Below are 16974 nucleotides of genomic sequence, written 5' to 3' on the forward strand. Positions count from 1 at the left end.
CCCTGGGCCATCGTGCGATGTACCGTCAGCGGCGGACCGGCGAGGGCGACTCGCTCCGGTTGCCGTCCACGGGTGCGGGGACGGTGCCACCCGCCGGCATCGCCCCGAGCCGGCGGCGTACTCCCGCGACGAGCGTCGACGCCGTGAAGGCCGCGCCCTGGACGAAGCGCATGGCCGGGCCGAAGCCCGAGGCCGTCACCAGGCCCGCGAGGAACAGGCCCGGGTGGGAGGACTCGAAGCTGTGCCCGACCTCCGGGGAGCCGTCGGGCAGTGCCGCCAGCGTGCCGCGCAGCTCGGGGGCGAGCAGTCCGAGCCGGTCGCAGCGCGCCCGGAACCCCGTGGCGGCGATGACGTGTTCGGTCTCCAGGCTGCGCGGGGCGCCCGTACGGCTCACCGTGTCCAGCCGTACCCCGCCCGGCACCGCGGAGGCCGCGGCGACCTCATGGCCCGGCAGCAGTTCCACCACGCCTTCCACCCGGTCCCGCACCCACCAGGCGCCCGCCGGCCCCAGCGCCGTGGTCGCGATGCGTGCCCGGGTCGGCTCCGGCAGCCGCCGGAAGAGGCCGGGACGCTCCGCGTAGAACCAGTTCCGCCAGCCGGGGCCGAGGCCGCTGTGCGGGGAGCGGGCCGACTGCCACCAGGGGCGCTCCCAGGCCGGCGGCACATCGTTCCACATCAGCTGTTCCGCCCGGGCCAGCACACGCACCCGCGTGCCCTGTTCGGCGAGCAGTGCCGCCGTCTCCAGGGCCGCCTGGCCGCCGCCGATCACCGTGACGTCCTTGCCGCGGAAACGCTCGAGGTCGCTGTGGTGGCTGCTGTGCGTCACCAGCGCGGGGTGCAGTCCACGCAGGGCCTGCGGTACCTCGACGAACGGCATCACACCGACTGCCAGGGCCACCGCCCGCGCGTGCACCTCCTCCCCGTCCTCGGCGATCGCCGTGAAGCCGCCGGGTCCGGCCGCCACACGGGTCACCGTGCGCTCGTCCACCCCCGGCACGGCGTTGCGCGCGAACCACAGGCCGTACTGCGCGAACGCCTCGACCGGAATCGGCTTCGCATGCCGTGCCGTCAGCCCCTGCTCCGCGCAGAAGACGTCCAGCCGCCACCGCCCGGCCGGGTCGGAGAGGTTGGACGCCCACGGCTCCGACTTCAGGAACATGCCGCGGGGCATGTTGTCCCGCCAGGACGCCATGGGCCGGCCGAACACGCGCAGGTTCAGCCCGGCGGCCGCCGCGTGGGACGCGATCGACAGGCCGTAAGGGCCTGCGCCCACCACCAGAAGGTCGTACACCATCAACTGCTCGCTTTCTCGTTGTCGGTCAGGGAGGGCGAGGCTGCCCGGGGGATCAGCCGTGGCGCCGGCTCCGCCACCGCCGGCGTCGTCGTGCCCAGCCGTTCACGCAGCCGGCGGGACACATGTCGGCACCACAGGGCCCACATGACCCGCCCGGGTGAGCGGTCGTCCGCGGCGTACCAGGCCAGTTCGCGTCCGCCCGGCGCCGCGCTCAGGGCGGCCAGCGGCGCGTAGTTCTCCACCACGAAGGTCCGCCCGGCTAGCGGGGACCCCTCCGGCAGCGGACGGCCCGTCATGTCCAGGTGCAGGGCCCGGACGACGTCGAGACCCGCGCTGTCCGCGAAGAGCCGGAACTGGGCGCCGGTGCGCGGGTTGAAGTCGAGCAGGTGGTAGCGGCCCGTCGTGCCGCAGCGGCGGAAGTCGAGGTCGAAGATGCCCCGGTAGCCCAGCTCGTCGATGAGCCGCTCGGCCGACGCCCGCACCTGTGTGTTGGGCGTCCAGCAGCCCACCGCGGTCAGCCCCGCCCCTCGCGGCCAGGCCAGCTGCTTGCGGCCGGGACCGCCCGCGCGCACGGTCCCCGCGTGGTCGGCGTAGCCGTGGAAGAACCAGTCCCGGTCCGGCCCCGGTGCCAGATACGCCTGGAGCAGCAGCGGGCTGCCCGCTTCGCCGGTGCGCAGGAACAGCTCCCGGGCCTGCTGCACGGACCGCACCAGCACCGTGCTGCGCAGCCCGCTGCCGGCGGGCAGCAGCCAGGGCCGGCTCCACTTCGCCACCACCGGCAGCCCGAGCCGCCGCATGGCGTCGGCGACCTCCGCCGGGCTGTCCGGGACCAGCGTCTCCGGGTACGGGACGTCGATGGCCGCGCACACGGCGGCCAGTTCCGCCTTGTCGGCGACGCGCTCGGCCAGGGTGCCCGGCATCGCCGGCAGCAGGTAGGAGGGCGCGAGTTCGTCCCGCATCCGGCTCACGGCGATCGCGCTCGCGTCGTCCATCGGCACCAGGACGGCGGGCCGCCCGATGTGGTCGGCCACGCGGCGCAGCACGGCGAGGATGTCGTCCGGGGAGGCTCCCGGAAGCGGCGGGGAATGCATATGGCGTACGTATCGTGACGCGCCGACGGGACTTCCCGCGGAATCCGCGACGACGTGTACGTCCACGCCCGCCCTGCCGAGTGAACGCGCGGCCCCCAGCGTTCCGTGGTGAAAAGGGTTCCGGTCGATCCGCAGTACTACAGCGGGGACGCGGGTGTCGAGCAGCGACACGAATTCTCTCTTTCTTTTTCGATCGGCTCACCCGCACGGGCGAGCCCGGCACTCGAAAGCCGCAACGGCAGTGGCGTCATTGGCCTTTCTATGGCTGACTTCATATGACTGCCCGTCAATAACAAAAACTGAGGCAGTAGTCCGGACGAGCGCGAAAAAAGGAGCAGGCATGGCCCCACAGCACAAGCGGGCCGGGGTCCGCCGGCTGGCCCTGGGGGCGGCGGCGGTCGCCGCCTCGGCCGCCCTGGCGTCCGGCCCGGTGGCCGGAGTGGGGGTGGCGCGAGCCGCCGAACCCCGGGCCCCGGCGCCGAGCCCGCCGCCGCCCGTGGCCACGCCCTCGGCCCTCACACCGCCGGCCGTCCCCCAGCCGTCGGCGCCGGCCCCGTCCGCCACCACCCCGGCGGCGGGCGAGGAGGCCCCGGCCCTCGGTGTCTTCCTCAAGTCCGACGCCCGTGGCGTGGCCCGGATGCCGCTGTTCAGCCACTGGCTGGGCGGTACGGAGCTGCGCGCCGGCCACACCTATCTGCCGGGCCACCGCTGGCGCGACATCGAGGGTGCTCCCGGGTTCCTGGACGTGTGGGCGCACTGGCGCAACAAGAAGGCCGACCGGATGCTCGTCCTCAACGTCCCCATGCAGGAGCGCAACGAGGAGGGCGTCTCCGACAGCGAGGTCCGGCGGCTGCTGCAACGGGGCGCGGCCGGGGAGTTCGATCACCACTTCCGTGTCCTCGCCGAGCGACTGGTGGAGTTGAAGGTGCCGGACACGGTCCTCGTGCTCGGCTGGGAAATGAACGGCACCACGTACACCCATCGCTGTGGGCCGGACCCGGAGGCCTGGAAGAAGTACTGGAACAGGATCGTCACCACCATGCGTTCCGTGCCGGGCCAGGATTTTCGGTTCGATTTCACGCCGAGCCGTGGCCGCGACGCCGTTCCCTGGACGAAATGCTATCCGGGGGACGACACCGTCGACATCATTGGCATGGACTCCTATGACCAGCCGGCCGGGATGCCGTTCGAACAACAGGTGAAAGAGCCCTACGGGTTGCAGGACCACGTGGATTTCGCCAAGGCTCACGGCAAGCCCATTTCCTATCCGGAATGGGGTCTCTTCCGCAACGGTGACAATCCCGATTACATGCGGGACATGCTCGCCTGGATGGAGGAGCACAAGCCGCTCTACAACACGCTGACCGACTACTGCCCGCACGGTGTGTGGCAGTGCGGGGCCAACCCGAAGTCGTCCCAGCTCTACCGGTCCGTCCTGTTCGGCCGTACCGACCAGGCGACCCCGCCCCTCGTGCCCACGGCGAAGCCGACGCCGCCCGGCACACCGCCGCCACCGGCGGACTGTACGCCGCTGGACCTGGGCAGCTGGGTGGAGGAGTGGATCGGCGGGAAGCTCTGCCTGCGCTTCGACTGGTGGTAGTCCGGCTGATCCGCTCAGGCCCGCCGTCGTCACCGTTGTCCGCGGACATCGGCGGCGGCGGCCGGGCTGGGCACCGAGGGGGCCGGGGCGGGATCGTCCTCCTGGCCGTTTCTCCTCGGCCGCGCCAGCAGGGCCAGGCCGCCCAGCAGACCGCCCGCGCTCGCGCCGACCAGACCGGTCACCGTCGTTGACGCGGAGGTCGGCTCGCTCGGCTCCACCGCCCGCGAGAACTGCACGAGCCGCACGTGCGTGTTGCCCCGGGTGTCGTCCGCGTGCCGGGTCAGCGAGCGGGTGACCGCGTTGGCCATGTCGACGGCGAGGCCGGGGCGCGAGGAGGTGGCCGAGACGGCGACCATCGGCGCGTCCGGCGACGTCGCCGTGCGCACACTGCGCTGCAGGGTGCGCACCGGCACGCCCGCGTACACCTGCGCGTCCCCGAGCACCGCGAGCTGCGTGGCGACCCGGCCGTACGCCTGGGCGAACCCGAGGGCGGCGTCCGGCGAGGACTTGCCCGCAGGCACGGCGATGACGTAGCTGGTGGCCGTGTACGTCGAGGGTGTGAGCAGGCCGTACGAACCGCCGAGCAGGCCCCCGACGAGGGTGCCGGCCGCGACCACGGACCACAGGGGAAGTCCCCGGAGACGAGCCAGGGACAGGCGGCGCTGACGGATCGGAGTGTCGGTCATGAGGAGTTGGCTCCCGGAGAAGAGGGGGACGTCGAACTGGAGACCGCTGCCGCGTACACGTCGGTGAGACGGGACGCGCAGTGGGTGATGCTGTAGTGGTGCGCGACCTCCGAGGCCGTGCGCGGCCGGGCACCGGCCGCCCGTACCTCGGCGATCGCGCGGGCGTATGCCTCGGGGCCGCCGCTCACCCGCCGGACGCCGGCGGAGGCAGGGGGCCGCACATCCTCGATGGCCGGGCAGGAGGCGTAGAGCACGGGCAGGCCGGCCGCCAGTGCCTCCACGGCCGCCAGGCCGAAGGCCTCCTCGGTGGACGGGGAGGCGAGCAGGTCCATCGCCGAGGTGAGCGAGGGCAGGTCGGGACCGGGCGAACCGTCGGGCACGTAGGGACGTTCGCCGGTGAACACGACGCGGCCGGCCACACCGGCCTCCTGGGCCGTGCGGCGCAGCACGGGCTCCTCGGGGCCGCCGCCCACCAGCAGCAGCCAGTGGTCCTTCGGGAGTAGCGTGAGCGCGCGGACGAGGACGTCGAACCGCTTCCCCCGGCTGAGCCGGCCGACGCCGCCGGTGACCCACGCGCCCTCCGGCAGGCCGAGGTGCCGGCGGGTGCGCTCGCGCCGCTCCGCGTCGAAGCGGAACCGGTCCAGGTCGATGCCGTTCGGGACGACCTCGATGCGGGGTGCGGGCACGCCCCAGCTCTCCAGGCGACCGGCCACCGTCGGGGAGACGGCGACCGTCGCCGAACCGAGCCGCTCGCTGGCGAGGTACAGCCCGCGCACCCCCGCCGTCAGCCTGCGGCCCTCCATCTGCGAGTCGCCCAGGGAGTGCTCGGTGGCGACGACCGCCCGGACCCCGGCGAGGCGTGCGGCGAACCGCCCGTAGACGCAGGCCCGGTACAGGTGCGTGTGCACCAGGTCGTAGCCGCCGGCGCGGATCAGCCGGACCAGCCGCGGCAGCGCGCCCAGGTCGCGGTTGCCGCCCATGCCGAGATGCGTGACGCGGACCCCGTCGGCGGTGAGGCCCTCGGCGACCGCCCCGGGGTTGGTGAGCGTCACGACGTCGCAGTCGACGGGCAGATGACGCAGCAGCAGCCGCAACTGCTGCTCGGCGCCGCCGACGCCGAGGCCGGTGATGATGTGCAGAGCCTTCATCTCACAGGCCCTCCACCGGGCGCCGGCGCAGCCGGTGCAGCCGGTGCTTGAGGTGCAGGCGCACGGCCGTGTCGTTCTGGCCCACGTGCACTCGCGGCAGGGCGTGCGGACCGGTCAGCGGGCCCGGGTCGATGGCGCAGGCGTAGGTGTATCCCGCTTCCCTTACGGCCTCGACGGCGCGGGCGTCGACCGTGCCGTACGGATAGCAGAAGCCGTCGACCCAGGCGCCGGTCAGCTCCGTGAGCAGCGCCCGGCTCTCGCCGACCTCGGCCCTGAGGGTGAGGTTGTCCGCCCGGGTGAGGTCGACGTGCGTCAGTCCGTGCGAGCCGATCTCCACGCCCTCGGCGGCCGCGTGCCGGATGCCGTCCGCGGTCAGCAGCGGCTTGCGCGGGCCGAGCGGGTCCCAGGCGTTGTCGCCGCCGAGCCGCCCGGGCAGCACGAAGAGGGTCGCGCGGCAGTCGTAGCGGCGCAGCAGCGGCAGGGCCTCAGTGACGAAGTCGGCGTACCCGTCGTCGAAGGTGAGCCCGACCAGGCCCCGTGCCTCGCCCCGGGCGCGGGCGGCGAGCAACTCGGCCACGGACACGCCCCGCAGCCCCCGGCGGCGCAGCCACGCCAGTTGCCGGTCGAGCCGCTCGGGCGTGACCGTGATGCGGTACGGGTCGTCCGAGCAGTCGCCCACCGAGTGGTACATCGCCACCCACGGGACGGGGCCCCGGTGCGGGGCCGAGGGTCTGCCGGTGTCGAGGGAATCAACGGAAGCGGCCATGTGTGAGCCTTCGTGTGACGGCGCGTAGGAAGCGCAGAGCGGACGCGGGGCCCTGGGCACCGAGGGCCCAGGTGAGCGGGACGAAGACGAAGGTCACGGTGAGAAAGCCGGCCGCGAGGCCCGCCGCCGGGGAGTCCGGCCGGCTCGCGGCGAACGCACCCGCGACCGTGGCGACGACGGCCGCGCCCACCAGCCTGCTCAGTTCGGCCAGGACCTGCGGGACCCGGACCGAGACGCTGTGCGGGTTGTCGCGACGGCCCGTGCGCAGCCCGGCGAGCAGCAGTGCGGCCGTGACGGTGATGCCGAGGGCGTTGGCGGCGGCGATCCCCGCCACACCCCAGGAGTGCACGGTCGCGGCGCCGATCCAGGACGTCACGGCGATGCCCGCCGTCATCGCGCCCAGGGGATACCAGCTGGCCCGGCCGGCCGAGAAGTAGGTACGCACCAGGGCGCCCACCAGGGTCTGGCTCAGCAGTCCGAGGGCGTAGACGCGCATGACGTCCGCCGTCGCCGCGGTGTCGCTCGCGGTGAACGCACCCCGCTGGAAGAGCAGTTCGATCATCTGCGGGGCGCAGGCGATGACCGCGCACATGCCCAGCAGCACCAGACAGGCGGCGAGCGCCAGATCCCGCTCCACGCGGCTGCGGGCCCGTGCGATGTCGCCGTCCGCGAGCGCCCGCGCCACCACCGGGAAGGTGACGGTGCACACCATCAGCGACAGCGTCATCGGGATCTGGGCGACCTTCTGCGCGTAGTTCAGGTGCGAGATGGCGCCGGCGGGCAGACCGGAGGCGAGGAAGCGTTCGGCGAGCACCTGCGACTGGCGGCACAGCGCGAAGAGGAGGACGGCGGCGACCAGGGCGACCTGCATCGGCCGCTCCTCGACGACGGCCCCGGACTTGGCGAAAGACGGCGTACGCGACGTCAGTCGCCGCCACAGCGACGGCACCTGCACCGCCACCATCAGACAGCCGCCCGCCGCCACCCCGACCGCGGCGGAGCGCACGCCCCAGCCCTCGCCGAGGAGGAACATCGCGGCGATGATGCCGGTGTTGTAGGCGACGTAGATCGCCGCGGGCGCGAGGAAACAGCGGTGTGCCCGCAGGGCGGCACTGCAGTACCCGGCGAGCCCGAAGGCCAGCAGGCAGGTCGCCGTGATCCGGGTGCAGTCGACGGCGAGCCGCGGGTCGGGCAGGCCGGGTGCCAGAGCCTGGACCAGATAGGGAGCGGTGCCGGCGACCAGCGCGGCCACCGCGGTGAGGGCGAGGCACAGCCGGGGCAGGGTGGCACCGACCAGGGCGCGGACCGGGTCGCCCGGGGCGCCCCGGGCGCGGCGGGCCAGCGCCATGCTGAACGCCGGGATCAGCGCGATCGCCAGCCCGTCCTCGATGAGCAGCGTGGCGGCGAACTCCGGCACGGTCCAGGCGACCAGGAAGGCGTCCGTGTCGCTCCCGGCGCCGAACAGCCGCGCCAGCGACTGGTCGCGCACCAGGCCGAGCAGCGAGCCGGCGATGGACAGCGACGCCGTCACCAGCGCGGCCCTGGCCAGGAAGCTGCCGGAGGCCGCCGAGGCGGCCGGGTCGGCAGCACCGTCCCCGGCCTTGACGGCGGCCCGCGCCGGGGGCACGGTCGCCGCACCGTCCGTCTCGGGACCGGGGGTCTGCGAAGGCACCACCGTCATCGCGCCATGGCCTCCTCAGCGCGCTCGCGCACCCCGCCCCGGGGCAGGGCCGCACGCGCGTCGCCGGCCAGCGCCCACCACGCCACGAGCCCCATGCCGACGGCGATCAGCACGGTCGAGGGACCGCCGATGTCTCCGTACATGAAGTCGGTCAGCAGCCAGACCAGCAGTCCGCAGGCGACGAGCCCGCAGTCGAGTCCCGGCCCGCGGACGCGGACCCGCAGCAGCCGCCGCACCCCGCACACCAGCAGCGCCAGCCAGCTCCCGGCGAGCGCGAGCAGCCCGATCAGGCCCTGCTCGCTCAGCACCAGCAGGTACATGTTGTGCGGCGACAGCAGCGGCTGCCGCTGGTACGCCACCCCCGCCCCGTCGGTCTCGCTGCCCGACGACAGCGCCAGTGTGGCGTGCCCGTCCCGGTACTCGGGAAAGCCCTTCAGCCCGACGCCGGTCAGCGGGTGCCCGCGCCAGATGTCCGTGGCGGACGCCCACAGGGTGTACCGGTCGACGACGGACTGGTCGGGGGTGTCGGCGACTTGGGCGATGCTGTCGATCCGCTGCTGCAGGAGCGCCGAGCCCACGCCGAACCCGCCCACCAGGATCACGCCCGAGGCGACCGCGGCCGCGACCACCTTGAGCGCGCGCCGCCAGCCGGCCAGTACCAGCTGCATGGTGCAGGTCAGGACGGTCGCGATCCAGGCTCCCCGGCTGAAGGAGAGCGCGAGCGGCAGCAGCAGCACCAGGGCGCACCCGGAGGCGATGACCCGCTGCCGTGCGGACACCCGGCCCAGCGCGATCCCGACCGCGCACACCAGGCCGAGCGAGACCGCCGTCGCCATGCCCATCACGTCCTGCGGCCCGAAGGTGCCCACCGCCCGGATGTTCGCGCCCTGGTAGGAGGCGCCGGTCCGGGTGACGAACTGGTGGACGCCGACGGCCCCCTGACACAGACCGAGCCCCACGAAGGACCAGGCCACCATCCGGAAGCCGGCCCGGTCGCGGAGCAGGAGCAGCACGGCCGCCGGGACGAGGACGAAGGTCTGCAGATAACGTCCGAGGCCGGTCAGCCCGGCCTGGGACGAGAACGCCCCCATGGCGGCGATCGCGAGCCCCACGACGGGCAGGCCCAGCACCACCGCCGCGGCGGGCGACAGCGGGCGCCGCCGCTCACGCAGGAGACGGATCACGCAGTAGACCACCAGGAGCCCGGAGAGCGCGTCGGCGGGCCCGGCGCCGTCCGGTGTCCGCGGCAGGGCCAGCAGGGCGGGTACGGCCACCACGGGCAGGGCCGGCGCCAGCGCGACGACACGGGGCGGGAGCGGTGTCAGTGCGAGGCTCACCTCTCAGCTCCCCGTCGGACGTACCACCGTGGCCGCGGTGCGCAGCAGGATGCACACGTCCTGCCACAGGGACCAGTCGTCGATGTAGGCGTTGTCGAACCGGCAGCGGTCCTCGATCGAGGTGTCGCCGCGCAGCCCGTGGATCTGGGCGAGGCCGGTGATACCGGTCCGCATGCGGTGGCGGACCGAGTAGCCGGGGTAGGTCTGGCCGAACTGCGCGACGAAGTAGGGGCGTTCGGGCCGCGGTCCGACCAGGCTCATGTCGCCCCGGAGCACGTTCCACAACTGGAGCAGTTCGTCGAGCGAGGTGCGCCGCAGCATCCGGCAGAACCAGCGCATCTCGTTCTCGTTCGCCACGCTCCACCGGGTCGCCGACTCGTGCTCGTCGACCGGACGGTGGGTACGGAACTTCAGCAGCGTGAACGGCTCCCCGTTCCTGCCGATGCGCTCCTGCCGGAACACCACGCCGGGCCCGTCGCTGAGCCGCAGCGCCGCGGCGAAGATCAGCAGCAGCGGGCCGACCAGAAGCAGCAGGGCCCCCGACACCAGGATGTCGAGGGCCCGCTTGCCCGCGCTGCCGTACCGGGCGGGGGACATGTCCAGACGCCGGCAGGCGAACCCGGCCAGCCGCTCCCGCGTCGCGTACGACGGGGAGTCGGCGTCGACTTCCCAGACCACGCAGCCCGACTCGGCCAGCGCCCGCAGCAGCGGCTCCTGTTCGGCGCGTACCGAGGGGTGCACGGCCAGCACCGCCCGCACCCCGTTCTGGATGACCGCCCGCTCGACCTCCTCGGCGGTCGTCAGCACCGGCAGGGTCTCGGTGCCGTCCGGCTGCCCGGCGACGATCCCCACCGGCCTCACGCCGCACCGCGGTTGACGCAGGACGGCGGCGGCCACGCGCTGCGCGGTGGCGACCGGGCCGAGGACGAGTGCGGTCTGCGGGTGGCGCAGCAGCGCGGCGCGCCGCCGCGCGTGCACGGCTCCGCGCAGCACACAGCCGGCCGTCGCCTGCAGCGCGAGCCCCGTCAGCACGGTACGGAGGGACAGCGCGTTCTCCGGCCGGTACGCCGCGAGGAGCGCCGCGAGTGCCAGCCAGGCCACCGCGACGCGCCCGCACACGGCGGGCAGTTCCTCCAGCAGCCCCGGTACCGGCGGCCGCCCGTCGCGCCGGCGCAGCAGCAGCGAGAGGACGATCAGCAGGGTGACGAGCAGTGGCTGGCGCGGGGCCTCGGCGAGCACCGGCGCGCCTGCCAGGGCGGCCACGCCGTCCGCTGCGAGCAGCGGGACGGGCGAGGCGGGCCGGGCCGGGCGCCGCGGGGCGGGCAGCCGGAATCCGGTGGCGGTGCCGCGCGGCGGCATGACCGAGACTGGTGAGGATCCGTGCTCCCGTGGCGGTACGCCGGGGGAGGGCACGGTACGTTCGGCGGTCACGAGTGGATGGACTCCCTGTACTCGGTGGGCTCGACGCGCTGCGTTGTCCGGTTCGGCTCGGCGCCACGTCCGGTGTCGAGCCGCTGACCGTGCTCAGCGCTGGGGGTGGCGGCGGTCCATGGGCCGAGCAGATCGCGATAGACGTCCGAAACGGCCTCGGCGGTGTGCCGCACGTCGTGGGTCGACAGCACGTGCCGGCGGCCCTGGTGGCCGAGCGACTCGCGCAGCGGCGGGTCGATCAGCAGCTCGGTGACGGCTCCGGCCAGCGCCGCCGGGTCCTCCGGCGGGACCAGGCACCGGGCGGAGAAGGAGGGCGGCAGGCTCTCGCGGGCACCGTCCACGTCCGTGACCACCACGGGCCGCCCGCAGGCCATCGCCTCCAGCGGCGCCAGGGCCATGCCCTCCCAGCGGGACGGCAGGACGACGAGGTCGGCGACCTGGTACCAGGGGGAGGCGTCGGTGACGGCTCCCGCGAACACCACGGATTCCGGGGCGCCTTCGCGAAGCCGGTCGTGGTCCGGCCCGTCGCCGACCAGGACGAGGCGGGCGTCGGGCACCCTGCGCACGACGTCGTCCCACGCCCGCAGCAGGACGTCCTGCCCCTTCTGCCGGCACAGCCGCCCCACGCACACCACGAGCGGTGCCGCCGGGTGGAGGCCGGCCAGCGGCGCGAGCCCGGAGCGCACGAGGCCGGCGGCGGCCGGGTGGAAGCGCTCCGGATCGATGCCGTTGGGGACGACGGTCCACCGGCCGGTGATCCTGGCGTCCATGCCGGTCGCCCGCTCCGCCTCACTCACACACACCGTCCGTGAGGCCCAACGCGCTCCCCAGCGCTCCCACATGAGCGCCAGGGCCGCGGTGCCCCCGCCGACCGCCTCGAACGACCAGGCGTGCGGCTGGAAGACCGTCGGGATCCGCCCGCGTACCGCGAGGCGTCCGGCGAGTCCGGCCTTCGCGCTGTGCGCGTGCACCAGATCGGGACGCACCTCGTCGATCACCCGTGCCAGATGCCGTACCTCCCGGACGAGCGACGCACCCGGCGACCGCGTCGCGTGCCAGTGCCGTACGCGCGCGCCGAGCGTCCGCAGTCTCGCGGTGAGCACGCTGTCGGGGCAGGCCACGGTGACGTCCAGGCCGTCCGACAGCTGTGCCGCGACCAGGTCCGTCACGACGCGCGCCACGCCCCCGTCCACCGGTTGGGTCAGGTGCAGGACTCTGGGGTGGGGGGCGGTGGATGACAGATGCATGTGCGCGGATTCCTCGCTCGCGAAGGCGTTCGGGGCGGACGGCGACGGGCTCACCGCCGTGCGTCGACGGCGACGAAGAGCACGCCGGCCCACGCCGCGTCGTGCTGGGACTGGATCCGGAAGGTCGCCTGGTCGCCGCCCTGCTGCAGACCGTTTCCGAGGTCGAACACATCGGAGTCGTAGCCGAGGGTGTTGGCGTGGGCGGGCACACGCGACGCGTCCGCCCCGGGCTCGCTGATGGTGGAGTTGAGGACGTCGTCGCGGGGGTTGGCGGCGTTGGTGAGAGCGGTCCCGGACTGGCCGGTCGCCACGGTGAGGGAGTCGCCGCCGGTGCCGCGGTCGCCGTTGTACGTCACCAGGCCCGCACGGCCCCACGCGCCCGCGGCGAAACCCAGGCCGGTCACACGGACCTCCTGGGCACCGGACCTGAGCGGGGTGAAACCGTCCCAGACGGCGAGGTTCCGCAGCGGCTCCGCCGGGTTCTCGTAGGCCACCACGAGCGTCCAGCCGCCCCATGCCCCGGCCGCCGACCTGCCCATGGCGATATTGATCTGCGCCACGGTGTACAGGCCCGGTCCGCCCTCCCGCACCAGCCCCGTCACGTCCGCCGAGGCCTGGAAGGCGTCCATGCCGTCCAGCACGCGGTGGCCGACGATCGTGTCGGCGATCAACTGCTTGTACTCCCCGCCGGGTTCGGCGATCAGCACACGCCCGTTGTCCTCCGGCGGCTTCTGCTCGCCCACCCGCAGGTTGCCGCCCCAGTAGAGGCGCGCGTAGGTCACCCGGGAGCCGCTGGGCAGGCGGACCTCGGAGCGGGAGGAGTTGTAGGTGTTGGGGTCACGGTCGACATCGACGTAGAACATGTCGAAGTCGCCGTTCGCGGCGACACCGCCCGCCTGCGCGTCCGGGCAGGAAGGCCGCTGGGCCGCGCGGCAGGTGATCGACGCGTTGGCGGCGCGTACGATGCCGCCGTGCTGGAGCGCGCGGTACCGCTCGGCGAAGGCGAGACTCTCGGCCTCCGGCGAGGGCGCCGCAGCCGGCGCGGCGGCCGGGGAACTGCTGGCTGCCCACACGGCGGCAAGGGCGAGGGCGCCCACGGTCGCGCGGCGAAACAGCGGGCCCAGGGAATGGCGCATGACCGGTCGTTGCCCTTTCGGAACAGGTGGCCGTGGCGGCAGCGCCACGAGTGCGATGTGTCCGCGCTGAGGAGTGCGTCGGGCGGTTCGCAACTCTAGTCATCAATCGGACATAGTCGATGAAATTCGGTGAAGTCTGACAAGTGTGTCGGAATCGTGAAATCGCAAGTGTTTGCTGGTTCCGGCCGTCGCCCCCGGCGCCGGGCCGCGCCTCCGCCCGGCGAGGGCCGGGCCGTTACTCCGTCAGAGGCCGAGCCGCTGCGACCTGACAAAGCGTCTGATCAGGCCGGACGCGGCGAAAGAGGGAATTATGTATTCCCGAAAAGCCTATGAATGGTTGCGGAAAGCCCTGGGTTCTTTCACGGTGGGCTCAAGATCCATCGCCGTCGAAAGGAATACCCATGCGTGCTCTGCCCGCACGGCGCCTCGCGTCCAGCGCACTGTGCGCCGCCCTTCTGGTCGGGATCACCGGCCCCGTCGCCATGGCGGCCGACTCGGCCCGCGGGCATGGCCAGGTGGCCTCCGATGCCCGGCTTCCCGGCGCGGACGTGCGCCTCGTGCAGATCGGGAAAATCAACTGGGGCACGCTCACCCCCGTCGCCGACCTGCTGAACGCCGTACTCCGGGACAACAACGGCCGACTGTCCGCGGCCGAGGCGACGAAGCTGGGTGACGCCGCGAAGGCCGCCCTGGTCGAGGCGGCCGCCGAGGACGCGCACACCCCGGCACCCGTGGCGCCCCTGACCCCGGCGCCGGTCGTGCTGCCGGCTCCCGTCGTGCCCGCTCCCGCCCTGGTGCCCGACCGGCGCGCCGCCGACCCCGTGACCGACCTCCTGGACCTCGTGCTGGGGGCTGTCGACGGCCTCCTGCAAGGGATCACCGGTGGTGCCGGAGGCCTCCTTCCCCTGGTCGACGACCTGCTGGGAGGTGCCGATGAACTCCTCGCCGAACTGACCTCGGGCGAACCGGCGCTCCAGGACGAGGAAGCCGTTACGACGGTGACGTCCAGCACGTCGACAACCTCGGCGGCGGAGCCCGAAGCCTTCTTCTCGCCCCGGATCTCGGTGCTGACGCCGCTGCTGCCGCCGGCCCCTTGAGCCCGTCCAGTCGTGGTGCCGGCCTCAGGGAGCGGCGCCACGACTGTTGTTCTTTTACAGCCGGAGGTCCGGTCTTTTAATAGATCTCGTATGAGGTATTGGCAATCTTCGGCAGTTCCGGTTTCCGCCCAGGCCAGGGCTCGTTAGGCACGGCGACAGAAACCACTCCGGCGACGTGCGTTGCCGAAGAAAGGAACACGATGAAGTCTCTGAAGGCTGCCGCCGTCTTTGCCGGGTCCTTGATCGCCGCTGGTTCCGCCACCCCGGCGTTCGCCCAGGACGCCATGGTCGCCCCGAGCGCCCCCGCCGCTCAGAGCGTTCCGGATGTGCAGAGCGCTCCGGTGGCCCAGAGTGCTCCTGCCGCCCCGGTCGCCCAGGCCGCCCCGGTCGCCCAGGCCGCCCCGGTTGCTCAGTCCGCTCCGGCGCAGAGCGCTCCCGTCGCTCAGAGCGCTCCGGCCGTTCAGAGTGCTCCGGTCGCCCAGGCCGCTCCGCAGCCCGCTCCGGTCGCTCAGCCTGCTCCGGCTCCCCAGCCTGCCCCGGCTGTTCAGAGTGCTCCGGTCGCTCCGCCTGCTCCGCAGCCCGCTCCGGCCGCTCAGCCCGTCCCCGCCCCCGAGCCCGCTCCGGCCGCTCAGAACTCTCGCGACCTTGCGTCCACCGACCTCACCGGCGGCGTGAGCACCAAGGTCCCCCTGGACGTGACCGCCGAAGGCAAGGAGTCGCTGGTCCACACGGCGAAGAACGCCGCTTCCACGGTCAACGACGCCAAGCCGGTGCACGGCAACCTGTGGTTCTAGGGCTGGAACCACGCCCCGCGGAGGGCCGGTCCTCGGAAAGTCCGAGGACCGGCCCTCCGCTTGTGTCCGGCACCTGACGCGGGCCCCTCCCCGCCGGGACGGCCCTCGGTGATCACTTGTCTGGCCGCGTGGCGGTGACCGCGCGGGACGTCCGGCGGTTACGGCTACGACACCGGAACCGGACGAGGAGTGGGCCATGGCCGTCAGCATCGGCGGAGGACCGGCGGGGGACGGGGCGCCGGCCCCGGCGGGCCCCCTGCCGGCGGGCAGCACACGGCAGGAGGTGACCCGGCGGGAGGCGACACGCGGCCTGCGCGTCTGCGCTTTCGCCGCGGCCCTGGCGGCCCCGGTGGCCACGGTGGCCGCGGCCTTCTGGCCGCAACGCCTCGGCCCCGAAGGCGTTCGGAAGGACAGCGCCTTCGCCGAGACCTACCGCGGCCGCCGCATCGGCGTGGCGTGGACCCCGCCGAACGGCCCGGCCGGGCAGGGCCGGTGGCACGTCACCGTGGACGGCTGCCCGCTGCATCTGATGCGCCGGGCCGACGGCACCTGGCTGAGCATGGTCGACCACTACTGCTCCTACCGGACACCGCTCGAGGCCGCCCGCGCCGCCGTCGACGCACTCGGCCCCGGTCAGCGGCTGCGCGAGCCGGCTCCGGGACTGGAAGGCCCGGGGCACATCCACACGGAGGACCGGCGTGGCGTACGTACGTAGGGACGCCGCCACGCTCACCAGGGCCGAGCAGCGCCGGTTCGTCAAGGCGCTGCTGGAGGTCAAACGGCGGGGCGAGTACGACGAGTTCGTCCGGATGCACATCGAGTACTTCTCCGCCGACGGCGAGCACGGGATGCGCGCCGCGCACATGGCGCCCTCCTTCCTGCCCTGGCACCGCCGCTTCCTGCTCGACCTGGAGCGCGCGCTGCGCCGGGTGGACTCCTCGGTGACGGTGCCGTACTGGGACTGGACGCGCGACCGCACGACCACCTCCGCGCCCTGGACGGACCGTCTCCTCGGGGGCGACGGGCGCCGTTCCGACCACCAGGTGATGACCGGTCCGTTCGCCTACCGGCACGGCAACTGGACCATCAAGGTGAACGTGGCCGACAGGGACTTCCTCACCCGGGAGCTCGGGCGCCCCCGCAGATCGATGGACCTGCCCACGAAGAGCGAGCTGGCCTGGGCACTGAAGGACCCCGTCTACGACGTGGCGCCCTGGGACTCGACGGTCACGCGGGGCTTCCGCAACAAGCTGGAGGGCTGGGGCACCGGCCGGGGCAACACGCCCTGGCGCAACCACAACCGGGTGCACGGCTGGGTCGGCGGGGACATGCTCGGAGGCGCCTCCGTCAACGACCCCGTGTTCTGGTTGCACCACGCCTTCATCGACCTGCAGTGGTATCGCTGGCAACGTCGGCACCGCGGGGCCCGCTACCTCCCGGCCACGCCGCCGGGCCAGGGTGACCGGCAGCACGGCCGGATCGTGGCACGGCGCCAGAGCCTGCCGCCGTGGGACGTGACGCCGCAGGAACTGGAGGATGTCGGCCGGATCTATCGCTACGCGTGAGGGGACACGGGGTCGGTACGGGTTCGTGTTCCGTACGGCCTCGTGTTCCGTACTCGTGTTCCGTACGCGTACAAGGTTCGGGGGGCATGGGGAGAGCCCCG

15 protein-coding genes are annotated in these 16974 nt (G+C 73.3%); 5 read left to right on the top strand and 10 right to left on the bottom strand.

All coding sequences use genetic code 11. The annotated features are described in order from the left end of the window. Window positions 1-25 precede the first annotated feature (25 nt). Both OG542_RS26135 and OG542_RS26140 read right to left on the bottom strand, forming a co-directional pair. A complete protein-coding gene (locus OG542_RS26135) occupies window positions 26-1294 on the bottom strand; it encodes an NAD(P)-binding domain-containing protein (RefSeq protein WP_328413874.1) in 1269 nt (422 codons plus the stop codon). After that, window positions 1294-2556 carry a carboxylate--amine ligase gene (locus tag OG542_RS26140; RefSeq protein WP_328413875.1) on the bottom strand — a complete coding sequence of 421 codons (1263 nt, stop codon included), beginning with the start codon at window positions 2554-2556 and terminating at the stop codon, window positions 1294-1296. The genes OG542_RS26135 and OG542_RS26140 overlap by 1 nt, the downstream gene beginning before the upstream one ends. 169 nt (window positions 2557-2725) lie before the next feature. Between OG542_RS26140 and OG542_RS26145 the strand changes: the two genes are divergently transcribed. After that, the gene (locus tag OG542_RS26145) at window positions 2726-3985 is read left to right on the top strand and encodes a glycoside hydrolase family 26 protein (RefSeq protein ID WP_328413876.1); all 1260 of its coding nucleotides are present in this window, start codon (window positions 2726-2728) and stop codon (window positions 3983-3985) included. Between the two features lie 29 nt (window positions 3986-4014). Here the strand turns inward: OG542_RS26145 and OG542_RS26150 are convergent, their stop codons facing one another. Genes OG542_RS26150 through OG542_RS26185 form a run of 8 tightly spaced genes read right to left on the bottom strand, consistent with a single transcriptional unit; the run spans window position 4015 to window position 13417 of the window. Continuing rightward, complete coding sequence (locus tag OG542_RS26150; RefSeq protein ID WP_328413877.1) at window positions 4015-4671, bottom strand: YveK family protein; 657 nt, start codon at window positions 4669-4671, stop codon at window positions 4015-4017. Then, window positions 4668-5819: a glycosyltransferase gene (locus tag OG542_RS26155; protein WP_328413878.1), complete on the bottom strand. Its 1152-nt coding sequence runs from the start codon at window positions 5817-5819 to the stop codon at window positions 4668-4670. The genes OG542_RS26150 and OG542_RS26155 overlap by 4 nt, the downstream gene beginning before the upstream one ends. Before the next feature lies 1 nt (window position 5820). Continuing rightward, on the bottom strand, window positions 5821-6585 hold the full coding sequence (locus tag OG542_RS26160; RefSeq protein ID WP_261683585.1) for a polysaccharide deacetylase family protein: 765 nt from the start codon (window positions 6583-6585) through the stop codon (window positions 5821-5823). Continuing rightward, a complete protein-coding gene (locus OG542_RS26165) occupies window positions 6569-8266 on the bottom strand; it encodes a lipid II flippase MurJ (protein WP_328413879.1) in 1698 nt (565 codons plus the stop codon). The genes OG542_RS26160 and OG542_RS26165 overlap by 17 nt, the downstream gene beginning before the upstream one ends. Next, a complete protein-coding gene (locus tag OG542_RS26170) occupies window positions 8263-9603 on the bottom strand; it encodes an O-antigen ligase family protein (RefSeq protein ID WP_328413880.1) in 1341 nt (446 codons plus the stop codon). The genes OG542_RS26165 and OG542_RS26170 overlap by 4 nt, the downstream gene beginning before the upstream one ends. Window positions 9604-9606: 3 nt before the next feature. Beyond that, window positions 9607-11034 carry an exopolysaccharide biosynthesis polyprenyl glycosylphosphotransferase gene (locus tag OG542_RS26175; protein WP_328413881.1) on the bottom strand — a complete coding sequence of 476 codons (1428 nt, stop codon included), beginning with the start codon at window positions 11032-11034 and terminating at the stop codon, window positions 9607-9609. Continuing rightward, window positions 11031-12281, bottom strand: a complete 1251-nt coding sequence (locus OG542_RS26180; protein WP_328413883.1) for a glycosyltransferase — start codon at window positions 12279-12281, stop codon at window positions 11031-11033. Before OG542_RS26180 ends, OG542_RS26175 begins: the two co-directional genes overlap by 4 nt. A gap of 50 nt (window positions 12282-12331) precedes the next feature. Continuing rightward, window positions 12332-13417 (bottom strand): DUF3344 domain-containing protein, encoded by a 1086-nt coding sequence (locus OG542_RS26185; protein ID WP_328413884.1) that lies wholly within the window; start codon window positions 13415-13417, stop codon window positions 12332-12334. Window positions 13418-13818: 401 nt separating this feature from the next. Here OG542_RS26185 and OG542_RS26190 point away from each other — a divergent pair, with 401 nt between their 5' ends. The 4 genes from OG542_RS26190 (at window position 13819) to OG542_RS26205 (ending at window position 16873) form a co-directional block, all read left to right on the top strand. Beyond that, window positions 13819-14514 (top strand): hypothetical protein, encoded by a 696-nt coding sequence (locus OG542_RS26190; RefSeq protein ID WP_328413885.1) that lies wholly within the window; start codon window positions 13819-13821, stop codon window positions 14512-14514. Between the two features lie 200 nt (window positions 14515-14714). Next, window positions 14715-15308, top strand: coding sequence for a hypothetical protein (locus OG542_RS26195; RefSeq protein ID WP_328418336.1), 594 nt, complete (start codon window positions 14715-14717; stop codon window positions 15306-15308). Window positions 15309-15504: 196 nt separating this feature from the next. Next, complete coding sequence (locus tag OG542_RS26200; RefSeq protein WP_328413886.1) at window positions 15505-16023, top strand: tyrosinase family oxidase copper chaperone; 519 nt, start codon at window positions 15505-15507, stop codon at window positions 16021-16023. Then, complete coding sequence (locus OG542_RS26205; protein ID WP_328413887.1) at window positions 16007-16873, top strand: tyrosinase family protein; 867 nt, start codon at window positions 16007-16009, stop codon at window positions 16871-16873. The genes OG542_RS26200 and OG542_RS26205 overlap by 17 nt, the downstream gene beginning before the upstream one ends. The last annotated feature ends 101 nt before the right edge of the window (window positions 16874-16974 follow it).

This window comes from Streptomyces violaceus (assembly GCF_036014075.1).
GTDB classification, from domain to species: Bacteria; Actinomycetota; Actinomycetes; order Streptomycetales; family Streptomycetaceae; genus Streptomyces; species Streptomyces violaceus.

What these genes read in the sequence shown, in the direction of transcription:
- OG542_RS26195 (WP_328418336.1), top strand. Translation starts at nt 14,715, where the DNA reads ATGAAGTCTCTGAAGGCTGCCGCCGTCTTTGCCGGGTCCTTGATCGCC.
- OG542_RS26155 (WP_328413878.1), bottom strand. Translation starts at nt 5,819, where the DNA reads ATGAAGGCTCTGCACATCATCACCGGCCTCGGCGTCGGCGGCGCCGAG.
- OG542_RS26145 (WP_328413876.1), top strand. Translation starts at nt 2,726, where the DNA reads ATGGCCCCACAGCACAAGCGGGCCGGGGTCCGCCGGCTGGCCCTGGGG.
- OG542_RS26135 (WP_328413874.1), bottom strand. Translation starts at nt 1,294, where the DNA reads ATGGTGTACGACCTTCTGGTGGTGGGCGCAGGCCCTTACGGCCTGTCG.
- OG542_RS26200 (WP_328413886.1), top strand. Translation starts at nt 15,505, where the DNA reads ATGGCCGTCAGCATCGGCGGAGGACCGGCGGGGGACGGGGCGCCGGCC.
- OG542_RS26185 (WP_328413884.1), bottom strand. Translation starts at nt 13,417, where the DNA reads ATGCGCCATTCCCTGGGCCCGCTGTTTCGCCGCGCGACCGTGGGCGCC.
- OG542_RS26165 (WP_328413879.1), bottom strand. Translation starts at nt 8,266, where the DNA reads ATGACGGTGGTGCCTTCGCAGACCCCCGGTCCCGAGACGGACGGTGCG.
- OG542_RS26180 (WP_328413883.1), bottom strand. Translation starts at nt 12,281, where the DNA reads ATGCATCTGTCATCCACCGCCCCCCACCCCAGAGTCCTGCACCTGACC.
- OG542_RS26150 (WP_328413877.1), bottom strand. Translation starts at nt 4,671, where the DNA reads ATGACCGACACTCCGATCCGTCAGCGCCGCCTGTCCCTGGCTCGTCTC.
- OG542_RS26190 (WP_328413885.1), top strand. Translation starts at nt 13,819, where the DNA reads ATGCGTGCTCTGCCCGCACGGCGCCTCGCGTCCAGCGCACTGTGCGCC.
- OG542_RS26160 (WP_261683585.1), bottom strand. Translation starts at nt 6,585, where the DNA reads ATGGCCGCTTCCGTTGATTCCCTCGACACCGGCAGACCCTCGGCCCCG.